Genomic DNA, 16,042 nt, shown 5'->3' on the forward strand with positions numbered 1-16,042 from the left:
GATCATGGCTGCGCCCGTTCGGGTTCATATCGTGTTCTCGGACGGGTTCAGTCATCAGTACACGAATGGCGAAAAGGAATTTGACCTGCAGGTCAAGAATTTCCGCGGCATCATAAAGCAGCTCGATGACCGTTTTCCGGGGCTCGGTACTCATCTTGAGGAAGAGACCTCGGTCGCCATTGATGGCCAGATCCATGAGAATACGGCCTATTTTCAGCCGATAAGGGATGGCAGTGAAATCTTCTTCATCCCCAAGCTGGAGGGCGGCTAAGAGCCCCCGGACCATCCGTTAAAAAAGCGGCTGCCCGCGCACCGAAACGGTGCGTTGGCGGCCGCTTTTCGTTCTGGCGCCGTCTGGCGCCTGTCATCTTCCCTCAGGGCGCCTGAATCGGCATGCCGCCGGAATTGTTGATTTCATTGTGGCGATAGGGAACAGCCGGCCCGGCCTCCCGACCGTCCAGCGCCATGCGTATTTTTGAAATCGCTTCCTCGAAACTCGCGGATGCGATGGGCGGCGGGTGGCCAAAGCGGTGCTCGTATTTCGTCCACAAACGGTCGAGAACGGTTTCCTGCATGAGGCTCATCTGAATCACTCCTACACTGACTGCGTCCAGAAATGACTGCGGCTATTTCTCTGTATCGGCGGTCCGGCTCTGTTGCGTTGCGCCGTTGATTGCCTCAAAAATGGTTTTATTTCCGCATCCTTCAAGAGGCATAAAAATTTTTCGGAAGTGCTCTTGAAGACATTTTTTCTTCTTCCTATCTCATGCGCGTCGGATGCCACTACTCGGGTCCGCAATAACATTTTCGGGTTGAGCCTTTCGGGCTCATTGCATTGCTCACGATGGAGGATGTAAACCATGACGAACTACGACTTTTCCCCGCTTTTCCGTTCCAGCATCGGTTTTGACCGATTGGCGCGCATGATGGACGCCACCACCAAGGCCGGCGCTGCCATGGGTACTTATCCGCCCTACAACATCGTCGCCGTAGGCGATGACCGGTATCGCATCACTATTGCGGTCGCAGGTTTTTCCGAAGGCGACCTGGAAATTGAAGTCCGCGAGCAGAATTTGAAGGTAACCGGCAAGCGGCCGGAACAGGACGGCGATGTCCGATACCTGCACCAGGGCATCGGGGCCGGCAATTTCGTCCGCGAATTCCAGCTTGCCGACCATGTGAAGGTGACGGATGCCAGCCTGTCGAACGGATTGCTGGTTATCGACCTGAAGCAGGAAATTCCCGAGACGATGAAGCCGCGCACGATCCAGATCGAAAGCGGTACGCCCAAATCACTTTCCGCCCGCGACCGGAAAACTGTCGAGGGCGTCGTCGGCGAAAAGGCGGCGTAACATACCATCTGCGTCCGGGGGCGGGGATGCCCGCCCCCGTATTTTCCCCCGGCAGTCTGCATGCCGCGTCGTGGGCGTGATCTGGCGCGGCGCATGTCGTGCGCCCTATCGAGTGAAACAGTTGACCCCGCGGGTGGCGTGGGTAATCGTGCGGCCAGAAACGCCACATCAGATCGTGTTTGACTGGAATCGCCTCTGGCGATCCAGCCAAACCTGATGTGCTACAGGCAATGGCTGTAACGAGAGGGATCATTTGATATGCAGACGATCGGGGAATTTTCATTAAACCGCGTGATCGAGAGCGAAGAACCGCTTTTCGAGGCCCAGACATTCCTGCCGGATTCCACGCCGGAGGTTATCGAGGCAAACCGGAACTGGCTGTTTCCGAAATTCATCGATCCGACGACGTCCAAACTGGTCATCACGGTTCAGTCCTATATCCTCAAGACACCGCGCTACACGATTCTTGTCGATGCCTGTGTCGGCAACGACAAGGAGCGCCCGGCGCGGCCGATGTGGCACCGGATGAACAATCCGTATCTGGCGGACCTTGCCGCCGCCGGCGTACAGCCGGAAGATGTGGATTTCGTGATGTGCACCCATCTGCATGTCGATCATGTCGGCTGGAACACGCGGCTGGTCGATGGCCGCTGGGTGCCGACCTTTCCGAATGCAAAGTACATTTTCGGGAAAAAGGAACTGGAATTCTGGATGGAGCGCGAAAAGACCGGCGTAGAGGGCCCGGTACCGAATGTCTACGCGGACAGTATCGGCCCCGTCATGGACGCCAACCAGGCAGTTCTGGTCGAAATGGACCACCAGTTCGATAACGGTATCTGGTTCGAACCGGCGCCGGGCCATACGCCCGGTAACTTCGTCATCAACCTGGAATCCGGCAGCGAAAAGGCCGTGCTGACAGGCGATGTCATGCACCATCCGCTACAACTCGTCCGGCCGGAATGGTCGAGCCGCGCCTGCGAGGACAGGGTGCAGTCCGCGGTTACGCGCCGCGCGCTGATTGAACGCTATGCCGATACGGGCACGATGATTGCGCCGGCACATTTCGCATCGCCGTCGACCGGCCATATCTGCAGCCATGGCGACCATTTCCGGTTCAATCTGACGGGCGAATGACCCTGCTGCGGAAATCAAAGGCCTCCCGCCCGGAAAGGCGAGAGGCCCTTTCGCGCCATCTGTGACGGTTACGCCAGCTTTTCCTTGAAGAACCCGATCGTGCGCGACCACGACAGTTCCGCCGCCGCCTTGTCATAACGGGGCGTCGTATCGTTGTGAAAGCCATGGTTCACGTCGGGATACATATAAGCCGTGTATTCCTTGCCGTGCTCTTTCAGCGCATTTTCGTATTCCGGCCAGCCCGCATTGATGCGCTGATCCAGCCCGGCGTAATGCAGCAACAGGGGCGCGTTGATTTTCGGCACGTCCGCTGTGGCCGCCTGGCTGCCATAATACGGCACCGCGGCGGCCAGTTCCGGCAGACGGACCGCCATTGCGTTGCTGACGCCGCCGCCATAGCAGAAACCGACCACGCCTACCTTGCCGTTTGACGCGGAATCGGCCTGCAGGTAGTGGTAGGCGGCGATGAAATCCTCCAGCAGTTTGCCCTTGTCCAGCTTGGCCTGCATTTCCCGGCCTTCATCGTCATTGCCCGGATAGCCGCCCAGCGGGGTCAGCCCGTCCGGCGCCAGCGCATTGAACCCGGCGACCGCGACCCGGCGCGCGACGTCCTCGATATACGGGTTCAGGCCCCGGTTTTCATGCACGACGACGACGCTGCCGCGGGCGCCGCCGGCGGCCGGGCGGACGTGGTAACCCCGGATCGTGCCGTGGCCTTTGGGTGAATCGTACTCGATGAAATCGGCCTTGATGCGCGGGTCGGATGCCTCGACCTGGTTCGCAAGGGCGTAATTCGGCGACAGGGTTTCGAGCAGCGCCGCGGCGCCGAGACCGCCAACCGCGAATTTCGACGCGCGGTCGAAGAACTCGCGGCGGTCGATTCCGTTATGGGCGTAGCTGTCATACAGATCCAGGAGTTCCTGGTCGAAGTCACTGGCTTGTTGGCGGTCCATATGGTTTCCTCCCGCTATATGGTGTGGCGAAGGCTGTCGGCTTCCGGGTGGCGCATTTTGTTGATTCAGGCCGGCCGGGTCCGTTTTTCTTCCTTCGGATCCTGTCGTTTCCGGAGCGATGTTACGCTGGCTGCGGAGAGGTGCAATAGCGCTGAAATCACAGTTTCGTGTATCCTGAATCCTGACGCAACACCCTGTTTTTTGGGAGTAATTCAGGAACCAAAATGCCAGCGCTTGCGTGGGCGGCTGGCGCGGCGCATCATGCGGCGTCCGAAAATTCCTGAGCGACGATCCCCGCATGGCCACGACAGATTCCGCGATACGCTCCGATACGCTTGTAATCGGAATGGTTGGGCTCGCTCACATGCTCTCCCATTTCTACCAGATGGCGCTGGCGCCGCTCATTCCGCTGCTTCGCGCCGAATTCGACGTGACATATACCCAGCTCGGTTTCGTCATATCGCTGATGTATGGCGTGTCCGGCGCCTGTCAGGCCTTTGTCGGCATTCTGGTGGACCGGCACGGGGCCGACCGGCTGATGCTGTTCGGCGTCGTGATGATGGCCTCGGCGGTGTTCCTGATGGGCTGTATCGACGCCTACTGGATGCTGTTGCCGCTGGCGGTGATGGCGGCGCTGGGCAATTGCGTCTTTCACCCTGCCGACCTGTCGATCCTGTCGGAAAAAGTGAGCCCGGCCCGGATCGGGCGCGCCTTCGCGGTGCACGGGCTGGGCGGAACCATCGGTTATTTCATGTCTCCGGTCATCATCCTCAGTCTTGCGGTTTTCGCAGGCTGGCGGGTCGCTCTGATGACGGCCGGCGCCATGGGTCTGGTGGCGGCGCTGGTGATTTTCACCAATCGTTCTGTTCTCCAGATGCCGCGCGGGGGCGGCGATGGCGCCGGCGGGCCGGCGCCAAGTATCGATTTCTACCGCAAGCTCGTGACCAACCTGCCGCTGATGGCGGCATTCTTCTACTTTACCGTGATTGCGGCAGCCGGCGGCGGGGTGCAGCAGTTTTCCGTTGCGGCGCTGATGGAATTGTACGACTCGCCGTTCGCTATTGCCGGTATCGCGCTGACAGCCTATCTCGGGGCAACCGCCGGCGGGATCATCGTCGGCGGCGAACTGGCCGACCGTTTCTCGCGCCATGCGCTGATTGCAACCACCGGGCTGGCCCTGGGCGCCCTTTTCATGGGCACTATTGCGATATTCGCACTGCCAATTCCGGTGATCATCGGGCTGATGGCCTGTACCGGGTTCTGCATCGGCATAACCGGCCCGTCCCGCGACATCCTGATCCGCGGCGCGACGCCGCCGGGCGCCACGGGCAAGGTGTTCGGATTTGTCTATTCCGGCCTGGACCTCGGCAGCGCCACCGGCCCGATCCTCTTCGGCTGGCTGATGGATGGCGGCGAATTCCGTTTCGTCTTCGTCGTCGTCGCCACAATGTACCTGCTGGGCATCCTCAGCGTCATGCAACTGAAGCGCGGATCCAGAGCGGCAACGGCGGCCGCTGAATAGAGCAGATCGCCTTTTATCTGACGCAATAATTGCGTCAGATAAAAGGCGTGAATCTGCTCTATCATTTTAGATTAAAAGCAAATTCACGTGTTAATCGGAATCATCCGGGTGATTCCGATTAATCACGATTTGCTTTAGGCGACCGCCGCGCGTTGGTCTGCTATGCGGAGTGCGGTTAACCGCCGATCACGCCGCCGTCTTTCCTGGTAACCGCAACGACGGATGAGCGCGGCACCGTGTCCCCGCCGCCAGGAAAATGCGAGGGCGCTTTCTTTGCGCCCGGGTGCTGGACGCCGACGAACATGGTTTTCTGATCCGGCGTGAAGCTGATGCCCGTGATCTCGCAGGCGATCGGACCGGTCAGGAAGCGCCGGATTTCGCCGGTTGCCGGGTCGCCGCAGAGCATCTGGTTGTTGCCCATGCCGGCGAAGTCGTCCTTGTCCTGGTAATTGCCGTCCGTCTGGATCCACAGCCGTCCGTCACCGTCGAAGGCGAGGCCGTCGGGGCTGTTGAACATGTTCGCGGCATTGATATTGGCGCTGCCGGCGTTATGCGTACCGGGATGCACTTCCGGGTTGCCCGCCATCACGAACAGGTCCCAGGAGAAGGCATTGGCGCCGTGATCCTGGCCGTCCGGCCGCCAGCGGACGATCTGGCCATACCCGTTCTTCTCACGCGGATTGGGGCCGCCGACAGGCTGCTCGACGCCGCCGCTGTTTTTCTTCACGCCGCGCGCCGAGTTGTTGGTCAGGGCGCAATAGGCTTCCGCCTGCGTCGGATGCACGGCGACCCATTCGGGGCGGTCCATCGTTGTGGCACCGACGGTCGTCGCCGCCATGCGCGTGTGGATCAGCACTTCAGCCTGGCTGCTGAAGCCATTTTCAGCCGTCAACCCGTTCCTGCCGTGGGTCAGTTCAATCCACTCGCCCCGGCCGGACATATCCGTGCCGACGTATCCGAATTTCGCAACATACAGCGTACCGTCTTCCAGCAGGCTGGCATTCGCCGCGTCATTGCCGGGTACGTAGCGGTTCTTCGACACAAACCGATAGAGATGCTCGCCGCGCTCGTCGTCGCCAGAATAGACGACGACACGGCCGTCCGCCGCGATAGTGACTTCGGCGTTCTCATGCTTGAAGCGGCCCAGGGCCGTGCGTTTCTTCGGCGTGCTGTCCGGATTCATCGGGTCGATTTCGACGATATAGCCGAATCGGTTGGCCTCGTTCGGGCTTTTCGACAGGTCGAACCGGTCGTCATATTGGTACCACTGGACGCCGCGATCCCTAGTCTTGATACCGTACCGTTTCTGCGCGTCCGTCAGGACATATTCGGCATCGGTCGCGAAATAGCCGTTAAAGTTTTCCTCGCAGGTCAGATAGGTGCCCCACGGGGTCCGGCCATTGCCGCAATTGTTCCAGGTGCCGAGGGCCAGCCTGCCTTCGGGATCGGCGGGCGTTTTCAGCAGGGCATGCCCGGCGGCGGGCCCGGTGATCGCCATCGGCGTGTCGGCGGTGATCCGGCGGTTCAGCGCGCCATCGATGACAACCTGCCATGCGCCGCCATCCTGCCGGACCTCGAAAATGGAAACGCCCTGCGCCGCCTTGGACTTGCGAACGTCGTCGGCGGTTCGATCCTTGCTGTCGGTCGGAAAGAGCCATTCCTGATTGTCGTATTCATTGTTGACCGCCATGACGAAACGCCCATCGGGCAGGGCGAACAGGCTCATGCCGTCATTATTGTCGCCGAAGGCCAGTTCCTGCGATTCGCCCGTACCGCGGGTCGCCTGATCGAAAGGCTTCCCCTGGCTGAACAGCGGGTCTCCCCAGCTGATCAGCGTTTGCCAGCTATAGCCTTCGGGTACGGTAACTGTATCGGCGCCGCTCGCCGGGATGGCGCGGAAACCGATCAGCTTCATGCCCGCCGCTTTCGCCGCCGGCGTCAGCGCCGTCGTCCCCATAACAAAGGCCGTGGCGCTGAAGGCCGCGGTCCGGGCCAGAAAGCCGCGCCGGGATACCATCCGGTCCGCGATCCGGTTGAATTCCGGTTCGGTTGCCGCCCTGTCGGCAACTGCATTGTCTGTCGTTAGCCTGTTCACGATAGTTCTCTCCCTGGCCAGATATGGATAGGGAAAATTAGGGCAGCAAGATGTCGATTCCGTTCCGCAAATATTACGGTGACGTTACATTTTCGTCCGGATCGGAGCGGTCAGAAGACGCGCTGCCGCGGAGCGCCGCGGACATTCATTTCGTATGCCAGGCCCTGAACCGGTGGCCGCGCATAATACGATGCCACGCCCGCCGGCGCGGCGCCCCGGTGGATAATTCCATCGGCCAGGAAACCGTAGCGAAACCCGGCTGAGCGGCCACGCCGCCGGAATACTGAAACGGCCGGGCACATACCGATAACCGCCCGGTGCAAAGTCAGTCGCAGCGGCGCCGTCGGGATGAACCACATGTTGCGTGCCGGTGTCATTCTTGACGTGGCTGGTATTCTCGTCGTTGCCGGAATTATTCTGGCCCTGGGCGACTGGGTACTGGCGCCGTAGCAAGATCGTCGCGACGTATCGCGTTCAGAAATAATTCCTGCCGCACGGAAGACGCGAGTTTCGGGGCCTGCCGCCTTGGTCTATACAGGGCGGGAAATCTTTGTATCAACGCTGAAAAAAACCAATTGAGGGAGAATATCCATGAAATGTCATATGGATGGGCGTGTCGCGCTGGTGACGGGAAGCAGCCGGGGGCTGGGCCGTGCAATGGCGCTCCGCTTTGCCGAAGCCGGGGCGCATGTCGCGATCTGCGGTCGCCGGGAGGATGTGCTGGCGCAAACCAAGGCCGAGGTCGAAGCCGCAGGGCCGGGCAAGGTCGCGGCGATCACGGCGGATATCTACAGCGCTGACAGCATCAACAGCCTGATCGCTTCCGTCGAATCGCAACTCGGTCCGGTCGACGTGCTCGTCAACAACGCGGGCGCATCGTTTCGCGCCAATTTCCTCGATATTACCGATGAGCAGTGGCAATCGGATTTCGACCTGAAGGTATTCGGCGCGATCCGCACCTGCCGCCGGGTGCTGCCCGGGATGATGGAGCGCCGCTGGGGCAGGATCATCAACGTACTGAACCTCGGCGCAAAGGCCCCGCAGGCCGGCGGAGCGCCGACGGCGGTTTCCCGCGCGACGGGCATGGCGCTGACCAAGGTCCTGTCGAAGGAAGGCGCGCCGCATAACGTGCTGGTCAACGGCCTGCTGGTCGGGACCATTGAAAGCGACCAGCAGCTCAACCGCTACCTGGCGACCGACCGGAACATGACCTATCAGGAATATCAGGACGGACGCGCCAGGGAGATCGGCATACCGCTTGGCCGGCTGGGCCGCGCGGAGGAATTCGCCAATATCGCGACCTTCCTGTGCTCCGAGGAAGGCTCCTACATTACCGGCTGCGCCATTAACGTCGATGGCGGGATGTCGCCGGTCGTATAACCGGTAGAGTGGGCAGGAGCCGCTGCGCCAGCATACGCAGCGGCCCTTTTTTTATGGTGTGTGTAAATGCCGGATATACAGCTAAAAAGGGTTGCGACCGACGTTCTGGAAATCGCCTATACGGAATCCGGCCCGGCGGACGGCGTTCCGGTCATGCTGATGCACGGTTTTCCCTATGATCCCCGCTGCTACGACGACGTGGCGGCGCGGATCGCGGCGGCGGGTTGCCGCGCGATTGTACCATATCTGCGCGGTTATGGACCGACGCGGTTTCTGTCCGCCGATACGGTCCGTTCCGGACAGCAGGGGGCGCTGGGGCATGATCTGCTGCAGTTGATGGACGCGCTGGATATACGGCGGGCGGTTGTCGCCGGGTATGACTGGGGCGGGCGGGCGGCCTGCATCGTTGCCGCCCTGTGGCCGGAGCGGGTGCGGGGCCTGGTGACCGGCTGTGGCTACAATATCCAGGACATTGCCGGTTCGGCATATCCCGTCGCGCCCGAACAGGAACACCGCTACTGGTACCAGTATTATTTTCATACGGCGCGCGGCCGGGCCGGGCTGATGGCCAATCGTCAAGAATTCTGCCGGCTGCTGTGGCGCTTGTGGTCGCCGAACTGGGCCTTCGACGATTCTGTTTATGACGCGTCGGCCCCGTCCTTCGACAATCCGGACTTCGTCGATGTTGTCATCCAGTCTTATCGTCACCGTTACGGCTACACGGCGGGCGATCCCGCCTATGACGCAATCGAGGCGCGCCTCGCGGCGCAGCCGGCGATCACGGTGCCGGCAATTTCGCTGCATGGGGGCGGAGACGGGGTGCATCCGCCCGCGGAATCGGTTGCCCATAAACGCCGGTTCTCCGGCGCATACGAACGACGGGAAATTCCGCGGATCGGCCACAACATACCGCAGGAAGCGCCGCAGGAATTCGCCGATGCGGTACTGGCGCTTGCCCGGGGCTGAAGGCGTGGAACCGGCGCGTCTGCGCATAAAGTCACGTATTTTCAGGGGTCAATGGTCGTGGCTGATGATTTCCATACCCTGCCGGATGCGTTAATCTATTCGAAAGAGAATTGCGTGTGAGAGGGGAAGGCATGTCATTTGGCTATCTGATCGGCGAAGTCGACGTCAAGGATCCGGAAGCATACAAGGAATATGTCGCCGGAACGCCGGCGGTCGTGGCCAAATTCGGCGGTGAATTCATCGTGCGCGGCGGAAAATTCGACGCCAGGGAAGGGCGGCCGCCGCTGGGCCGGGTCGTCGTCATCCGGTTTCCCAGTTACGAGAAGGCGAAGGCCTTTTATGAATCCAGGGAATACGCCGGATTGCTGGCCCTGCGCCAGTCGCTTACGGACAGCCGGTTGTTCCTGGTCGAGGGCGTCGATTGACGATTCGACGCTATCAGCGTTTTTTGTCCGATCATGTGGGATTGCGCCGGTTTCAGGGCAATGCCGTGCGGCTACGCCGCCGGCGGCGGCATGTAACCGGCAGCGACCGCCTCGATCAGGGCTTCAAATCGGGCCATGACCGCGGCAAGTGTGAACCGGTCCGGAAGCAGGCTTTCCCTCAGTACCGGAGCATCGTTGCGCGGTGTGCGCCGCATGGCTTCCGCGAACGCCGCTGCATCGTCCGCCAGGGTGATAGCGTTGCCGGCGGCGCCGATTTCGGCGATCCCGCCCGCATCGCGCCAGGCGATGACCGGTGAGCCGGTCGTGAGCGCTTCCAGAGCAGCATTCGGCATGCCCTCCCAGCGCGACGGCAGCAGGAACGCGTCGGCGCCCGCGTAGTGGGCCCAGGGGTCGTCGGTAAAGCCCGGGAAATCGACCCGTTCCGCGATCCCGAGGCGCCCCGCCTGCTGTTGCAGGGACGCGCAGTCGGGGCCGACGCCCAGCAGCGTCAGATGCGCATCATCCGGCAGTGTGGCGAACAGGTCCAGCAGGCGGTCGAATCCTTTCTGCGGCACCATCCGGCCGGCGGCGACGAAGCGCGGGCCGCCGCCCGGTTTCCGAACCGGATCCGCCGCTGCCTGTCGTATCATGGCGGTATCGACGGGATGCGGCAGGATTGCCAATCGCGCGCGATCGAGTCCGAAATCTTCGGCGAATTCCCGCGCCACGCGCGCGGAAGGGCACATGACCGCATCCGCAACCGGAAAATAGCGGCGGTAGAGCCATCGCATCAGCCCCGGCCATTGCGCCGTCGCCAGGCTGGCCGAGGGCGTATTCGATTCCCGGACGATGATGCGGGTTCCGGCCGGCAAGCGGCGGCGCTGCATCAGCACGGCCAGGTTGGCATGGCTGATCGTCGGTATGACGACGCCGCCGGGCACCGCCCGCAGGGCCTGGCCGAGACGGCGCCATGCATGTCGCAACCGGGGCGTCGCCAGGTCGGTGACCGCCATATCCGGCGGCACGAGGTTGCCGAGCGGTCCGGTACCGTGCAGGACAATCAGCCGGGGCGAGAAGCGTTCCCGATCGAGGTTCCGGGCCAGCGCGAGGACAACCCGCTCCGCGCCGCCGCCGGCGAAGGACGGCAGGACGAAGGTGACGGCGGTTCGGTCGGAACTGGTTATGCGGAAGCTCCCGTCCGGATTGAAATCGGTCTCGGCCGCGCCGCGGTGGCGGGCCGCTGACGCTGCGACGATGTGCCCTTGCCGGGCATGCTTTGGCAAGTTTTATTGGCCAACACCGCGCCAGTACAGTACAGGGTTTCCCGAAGATGCGGGTCGAACGAATTCATGCGGGGCATATCCTGGGGGTGGGCGGGTTGCTGGCGCCTGTCCTCGGTGTATTCGGGCCCAAACTCATTGCGCCGCTGGCCATGCTCGTGGTGCTGGGCCTGCTCGGGTGCCGGGCGTGGCGGCGGGAACCGTTCCCGCCCATTGACTGGCGTTTCACGGCGGTCACCGGAGTCATCGTTATCTGGTCCGGAATATCACTGGCCTGGACACTCGATCCGGTCGATGGCGCTCGGAAGTGGGTCTTGATCTTTGTCGCTGCCCTTCCGGTCCTGGCCACTTTCGCTATTGTGAAATCGCTTGCGCCGGAAGAGCGCCGGATCGCACAATTTGGCATTCTGGCCGGGATCACTGCCAGCTTCTTCCTGATCGTTTTCGATTTGACGAGCGGTGGAATGCTCAGCGGCCTCGTGTTTCCAAAAGACGTGTTTACGATAGAATTTTTCAATCGGTCGCCGAGCGTTCTGCTGATATTCATATGGCCCGCGGTTGCCATTCTGTTGCCGCGGTCCCGGGTCTTCGCCCTGGTGCTGCTTGCAGCAGGTATTGCCCTGGGATTGATACTGCCCAGTGAAGCTGCGCTGGGCGGCTATGCCGTCGGTATCGCGGTCTTCGCGGCAGTGTGGTTTTTTGCTCGGGCGACACGGATTTTCCTGACCGTGGCGCTCTTTATCGGCATCATGACCGCGCCGGTGATGACAAAAACCGTGATGTCGCCCGATACGCTGCGCGATCTGATGCCCGATGTGAATTCGTCTCTGTTGCACCGCTTGCAGATATGGGACTTCACGTCGCAGCATATCGCCGAGCGTCCCGTTCTGGGATGGGGCTTTCGGTCGGCTCGTATAATTCCGGGTGGTCAGGAACGCTATCTGGTCAGAAATCGCGATGGCCATATCATTGGTGAGGGCGACCGGCTGCCGCTGCACCCGCACAATGGCGCCTTGCAGGTCTGGCTGGAACTTGGATTGCCAGGCGCGCTGGCCATTGCCCTCTTGTTGGCGCTTTTGGTGTGGCGGACAGGAGGGATACCGGATCGCGCAAGCCGCGCCGCCGGGGCGGGCATGCTGGCGACCATGATGCCGATCTGGCTGTTCAGTTTCGGTGTCTGGCAGGGCTGGTGGTTGAGTGCGCTGATACTGGCCGGTGTGCTGATGACCGTGACTCTTCCTCCTGCGGAGGCCTCACGGTGACGAATTGGATATTTCGCCTGGCGGCCGGGATAATCCTGCTGGCGGTTCTGCTGGGGGCGGGCGGATATTACCTGACCCATCATGTCGATTGGATCCGGGTCCATTACAAACGATTCAAGGCCCCGAATGTTTATGTCTTTGACGAAGTCAACCCGCAATACCTGGCAACCGACCCGGCGAAGCTGATCCGTATCGCGGCACCCGAGAATGCCGCGCAAATCCGCGCCGCGCTGACCGATGCCATATGGGGCGCAGGCGACGGGCCGGCCGGGGTGCCGCCCGCCATTGTCGTCCCCGGCGCTGCCCCGCCGGCACTCGCGGCGCTTGCGGCATCGTCCCTGCGGCTGGAAGCGCCGATTGACCTTGGCTACAAGGCGCATATCTACCTGCTGGAGCCACAACGTCCGAACGGCCGCCTGATTATATACCAGAATGGTTATGCCAGCACGGTAGCCGCCGCCGCGCCACTGATCGGCGCGTTGCTGGAAAAGGGCTACGCTGTCGCGGCGCTCGATTATCCTGGATATGGCGAAAACGGTATGGGCCGGACCTATATCGACCGGTTCGGATGGTATGATCTGTCGCATGACCGCATTATCGCAGTGCATGACCATCCCATGCGGTTTTACGTCGAACCGGTGATCGCGTTCCTGAACTATGCCGCCGCATCGGAAACCTATTCCGCTTTCGATATGACAGGATTTTCCGCCGGCGGCTGGATCACGACCCTGGCCGCTGCCGTCGATCACCGAATCCGCCGGAGCGTCACGGTGGCGGGCGGATATCCGCTATATCTGCGGGTTGGCGCGTTCAGGAATCAGTCGCCGCCGCCGCAATTCCATCAGCCGTTGCTGCAGGCCGCGAATTACCTGGAAATGTATGTGCTGGCTGGCGCCGGCGAAGGACGGCGGCTGATCCAGATATTCAACCGTTACGATGGCTGCTGCTATCGCAATACACTGGGGATGCTTTACGAACCGGCGGTCCGCGATGCGGTCGCCCGGGCGGGCGGTGGCGGTTTCGATGTGCTGATCGATGAAAGCCATGCGGATCACAAGGTATCGGACTGGGCAACTGCCCGAATTCTCGAAAAGCTGGGGTCGGGCAACTGATGCGGATACTGCTATCGGGATGCGAGGGGCAACTTGGCAGGGCGCTGACGGTGGTGTTGCCGTCATGCGGCGAACTACACCCGTTTGCGAAGGCGGATTTCGACCTCATATCGGAACCGGCGATGCTTGCCGTTCTGGACCGGGTTCGTCCCGATCTGGTCATCAATGCGGCGGCTTACACGGCGGTGGACCAGGCTGAAACGGAGCCTGCGCTGGCCATGGCGGTCAATGGCGCCGGTCCCGGCGTGATCGCCCGCTGGGCGGCAAAAAACGACGCGGCGCTGCTGCATTATTCCACGGACTATGTTTTCGACGGCGTGGACGCCGGGTCATACCGGGAATCGGACCCGGTATGTCCGGCAAATCGCTACGGGGCGACGAAACTGGCCGGCGAACAGGCGATCCGCAACTCCGGCGCGCGCCACCTGATTGTCCGGACGAGCTGGCTGTATGACGGGGTTGGGCGCAATTTTCTGACCTCGATGCTCCGCCTTGCAGCGGAGCGCGAGGAGTTGCGCGTTGTCGACGATCAGACCGGGGCGCCGACGCCTGCCGCCTGGCTGGCGGAAGCGACGGTCCGCATTCTGGCGGGCGCTTCGGGCGTGGCGCTGTTTCAGGCGGATTCCGGCGGTATCCTGCATGCGGCGGCGGCAGGGCAAACGAGTTGGCACGGGTTTGCCGTGGCCATCATAGAGGAAGCACGGCGCTCGGGTCTTCCGGTCAAGGCCGTCAGGGTCGTCCCCGTTCCATCAAGCGCCTATCCGACGCCGGCACGGCGCCCGCGCCATTCAGTCTTCGCGCTGGACCGACTGCGCGAGGAATTCGGTGTCTCGCCGCCGCCATGGCGCGCGGCGCTGTCGCAGGTGTTTGAGACAATTTTTCGCACGGGCGCCTGATGCTGTCCGCCGGTCGACGCGACGTATCCATGACGGGACTGCTTCTGCTTGTTTTTCTGGCGGCGCTGCTTGCCCGCGTCATCAATATCGCGCTGCTGCCGATATCCGTCGAATACCTGACGGTCGAGGACGCGATCCTTTACTGGGATGGCGCGAAGGTGCTGCTGGACCATGGGGTCTTCGGTCGGCTCACGGATACCGGTATCATGCCTGAAACCGAGCGGGCGCCGGGCTATATCTTTTTTCTGGCCGGGCTGCGCTGGCTGTTTTCCGATTCGCTCGTGGGGATCCTGCTGGCGCAGGCGGTGCTGGATTCGCTGACCTGCGTGCTGATTGCGGTGACTGGGGCCCAGCTGTCGCGGTCGCTGGCGCTGGCGGGCGGGCTGCTGGCGGCCTGCTGGGTCAACCTGATCATCCATAGCGGCATGATCCTGTCCGATTCCCTGTTCGTTTTCCTGATGACCGCAATGCTGGCGGCGGCGGCGCAATTCCTGCGTACGGCGTCGCTGGGGTCGGTCGCGCTGGCCGGGCTTTCGCTGGGCTTGGCGCTGGCGACCCGCAGTGTGGCGCAGCTTCTGCCGTTTCTCATGCTGCCGGCGGCGTTTGGCGTTCCGCTGTTCCATCGTCGCGGGGCTGCCGTCGCCGCATTGTCGGCGGTTCTGTTCCTGGTGTTGAGTCTGCTGCCCGTATCGCCGCTGATCTACCGCAACCTGACCGAATTCGACACTCTGGCGATAAGCAGCCAGACCGGGACGCATCTGGCGGGATGGGTCGTGCCGCTGGTGCGTCGCGCGGCCGACGGCACGCCGCGAGGCCAGGGGGCGGCGGAACTGGGTGCGTCTATCGAACGGCGTATCGAAACCGAAGGGCTGCTGGAGGCGGACGCGACGCCGTTTCAGCGCAGCGCGCTATTTCAGGAGCATGCCCTGCGGGCGTTGTGGGAATATCCGCCCGGGGCGGTGGCGAAGGCATGGCTGAACGGAGCCCTGATCAACCTGACCGCGCCCGCGATCGCCGTCGACCCGCGTATTCGTCAATTGCCTCATGCGAGTTTCGACAGTACCGCAGGCGACGGTATCGTGGCGCAGGCCCGGAACATGCTGGCGGGCTCTTCTGCCGCATACATCGCCGCGATGGCGGGCGGGCTGGTTTTTGCGGCACTTTTTTCAGTGGCGCAGCTATACGGGCTTGTCTGCCTGTTCCGGATTGCGCCCTGGGCCGCAATATTCGCAACGCTGTGTGCGGGGTATTTCCTGGCGATAAACGGTCCGGTCGGATCGCCCAAATACAGGCTGCCGTTCGAACCGGTCCTGATTCTGCTCAGCGGGCTGGCTTTTCTCGATATCGCGCGGCGTTTTCGCCGCCGCTAACCCGAAAGAATCACGAAAAGGCACCGCCAACTCCTGATAATTCCTATGATTCAGTTGCTTGGGCCGGATCAAGCGGAGGAATTGGCGGCGGCGGAACAAGAGGACGTCCCGGTTGGGAGCGTCCATAACGGGTCGTCCTATGCCGCGATTACCGCATCCCCCTTGATCGTCACCCGCGGCACGCAGCTAACGGACAGGTAAGCGTAACCGCGGCGGAGTTCGCCAACGGATACGGGTTGACAGGGCTGAATCATAAATTGTTAATGCGCTGAGGGACGAACAGGATTCTTATGAC

General features: G+C 61.9%; 15 protein-coding genes. 11 read left to right on the forward strand and 4 right to left on the reverse strand.

Going from position 1 to position 16,042, the window contains the following annotated elements; all coding sequences use genetic code 11:
* Window positions 1-4: 4 nt before the first annotated feature.
* Window positions 5-271 (forward strand): MoaD/ThiS family protein, encoded by a 267-nt coding sequence (locus WD767_00220; GenBank protein MEX2614500.1) that lies wholly within the window; start codon window positions 5-7, stop codon window positions 269-271.
* 103 nt (window positions 272-374) lie between these two features.
* Here WD767_00220 and WD767_00225 read toward each other — a convergent pair whose 3' ends face one another.
* The gene (locus tag WD767_00225; GenBank protein ID MEX2614501.1) at window positions 375-584 is read right to left on the reverse strand and encodes a hypothetical protein; all 210 of its coding nucleotides are present in this window, start codon (window positions 582-584) and stop codon (window positions 375-377) included.
* 276 nt (window positions 585-860) lie between these two features.
* Here WD767_00225 and WD767_00230 point away from each other — a divergent pair, with 276 nt between their 5' ends.
* On the forward strand, window positions 861-1,352 hold the full coding sequence (locus WD767_00230; protein MEX2614502.1) for an Hsp20 family protein: 492 nt from the start codon (window positions 861-863) through the stop codon (window positions 1,350-1,352).
* A gap of 258 nt (window positions 1,353-1,610) precedes the next feature.
* A complete protein-coding gene (locus tag WD767_00235) occupies window positions 1,611-2,486 on the forward strand; it encodes an MBL fold metallo-hydrolase (GenBank protein ID MEX2614503.1) in 876 nt (291 codons plus the stop codon).
* Window positions 2,487-2,554: 68 nt separating this feature from the next.
* Here the strand turns inward: WD767_00235 and yghX are convergent, their stop codons facing one another.
* Window positions 2,555-3,439 (reverse strand): YghX family hydrolase, encoded by an 885-nt coding sequence (gene yghX / locus WD767_00240; GenBank protein MEX2614504.1) that lies wholly within the window; start codon window positions 3,437-3,439, stop codon window positions 2,555-2,557.
* Window positions 3,440-3,785: 346 nt separating this feature from the next.
* Here yghX and WD767_00245 point away from each other — a divergent pair, with 346 nt between their 5' ends.
* On the forward strand, window positions 3,786-4,961 hold the full coding sequence (locus WD767_00245; protein MEX2614505.1) for an MFS transporter: 1,176 nt from the start codon (window positions 3,786-3,788) through the stop codon (window positions 4,959-4,961).
* Between the two features lie 175 nt (window positions 4,962-5,136).
* Here the strand turns inward: WD767_00245 and WD767_00250 are convergent, their stop codons facing one another.
* Entirely contained in the window at window positions 5,137-6,978 is a 1,842-nt protein-coding gene (locus WD767_00250; GenBank protein ID MEX2614506.1) for a PhoX family phosphatase, read from the reverse strand.
* 669 nt (window positions 6,979-7,647) lie between these two features.
* Here WD767_00250 and WD767_00255 point away from each other — a divergent pair.
* The 3 genes from WD767_00255 to WD767_00265 all read left to right on the forward strand — a co-directional run bounded on the left by WD767_00255 (window position 7,648) and on the right by WD767_00265 (window position 9,827).
* Window positions 7,648-8,436 (forward strand): SDR family oxidoreductase, encoded by a 789-nt coding sequence (locus tag WD767_00255; GenBank protein MEX2614507.1) that lies wholly within the window; start codon window positions 7,648-7,650, stop codon window positions 8,434-8,436.
* Between the two features lie 66 nt (window positions 8,437-8,502).
* The gene (locus WD767_00260; protein MEX2614508.1) at window positions 8,503-9,402 is read left to right on the forward strand and encodes an alpha/beta hydrolase; all 900 of its coding nucleotides are present in this window, start codon (window positions 8,503-8,505) and stop codon (window positions 9,400-9,402) included.
* A gap of 131 nt (window positions 9,403-9,533) precedes the next feature.
* Entirely contained in the window at window positions 9,534-9,827 is a 294-nt protein-coding gene (locus tag WD767_00265; GenBank protein MEX2614509.1) for a DUF1330 domain-containing protein, read from the forward strand.
* Between the two features lie 71 nt (window positions 9,828-9,898).
* Here the strand turns inward: WD767_00265 and WD767_00270 are convergent, their stop codons facing one another.
* On the reverse strand, window positions 9,899-11,110 hold the full coding sequence (locus WD767_00270; protein ID MEX2614510.1) for a glycosyltransferase: 1,212 nt from the start codon (window positions 11,108-11,110) through the stop codon (window positions 9,899-9,901).
* A gap of 95 nt (window positions 11,111-11,205) precedes the next feature.
* On the opposite strand from WD767_00270, the gene WD767_00275 reads away from it, so the two are divergent.
* Genes WD767_00275 through WD767_00290 form a run of 4 tightly spaced genes read left to right on the forward strand, consistent with a single transcriptional unit; the run spans window position 11,206 to window position 15,747 of the window.
* Complete coding sequence (locus WD767_00275; GenBank protein ID MEX2614511.1) at window positions 11,206-12,369, forward strand: O-antigen ligase family protein; 1,164 nt, start codon at window positions 11,206-11,208, stop codon at window positions 12,367-12,369.
* Complete coding sequence (locus tag WD767_00280) at window positions 12,366-13,481, forward strand: alpha/beta hydrolase (protein ID MEX2614512.1); 1,116 nt, start codon at window positions 12,366-12,368, stop codon at window positions 13,479-13,481. Before WD767_00275 ends, WD767_00280 begins: the two co-directional genes overlap by 4 nt.
* Window positions 13,481-14,377: a dTDP-4-dehydrorhamnose reductase gene (rfbD, locus tag WD767_00285; GenBank protein ID MEX2614513.1), complete on the forward strand. Its 897-nt coding sequence runs from the start codon at window positions 13,481-13,483 to the stop codon at window positions 14,375-14,377. The genes WD767_00280 and rfbD overlap by 1 nt, the downstream gene beginning before the upstream one ends.
* 29 nt (window positions 14,378-14,406) lie before the next feature.
* The gene (locus WD767_00290) at window positions 14,407-15,747 is read left to right on the forward strand and encodes a hypothetical protein (protein ID MEX2614514.1); all 1,341 of its coding nucleotides are present in this window, start codon (window positions 14,407-14,409) and stop codon (window positions 15,745-15,747) included.
* Window positions 15,748-16,042: the final 295 nt, after the last annotated feature.

The sequence above is a fragment of the Alphaproteobacteria bacterium genome (assembly GCA_040905865.1).
Lineage (GTDB): Bacteria > Pseudomonadota > Alphaproteobacteria > UBA8366.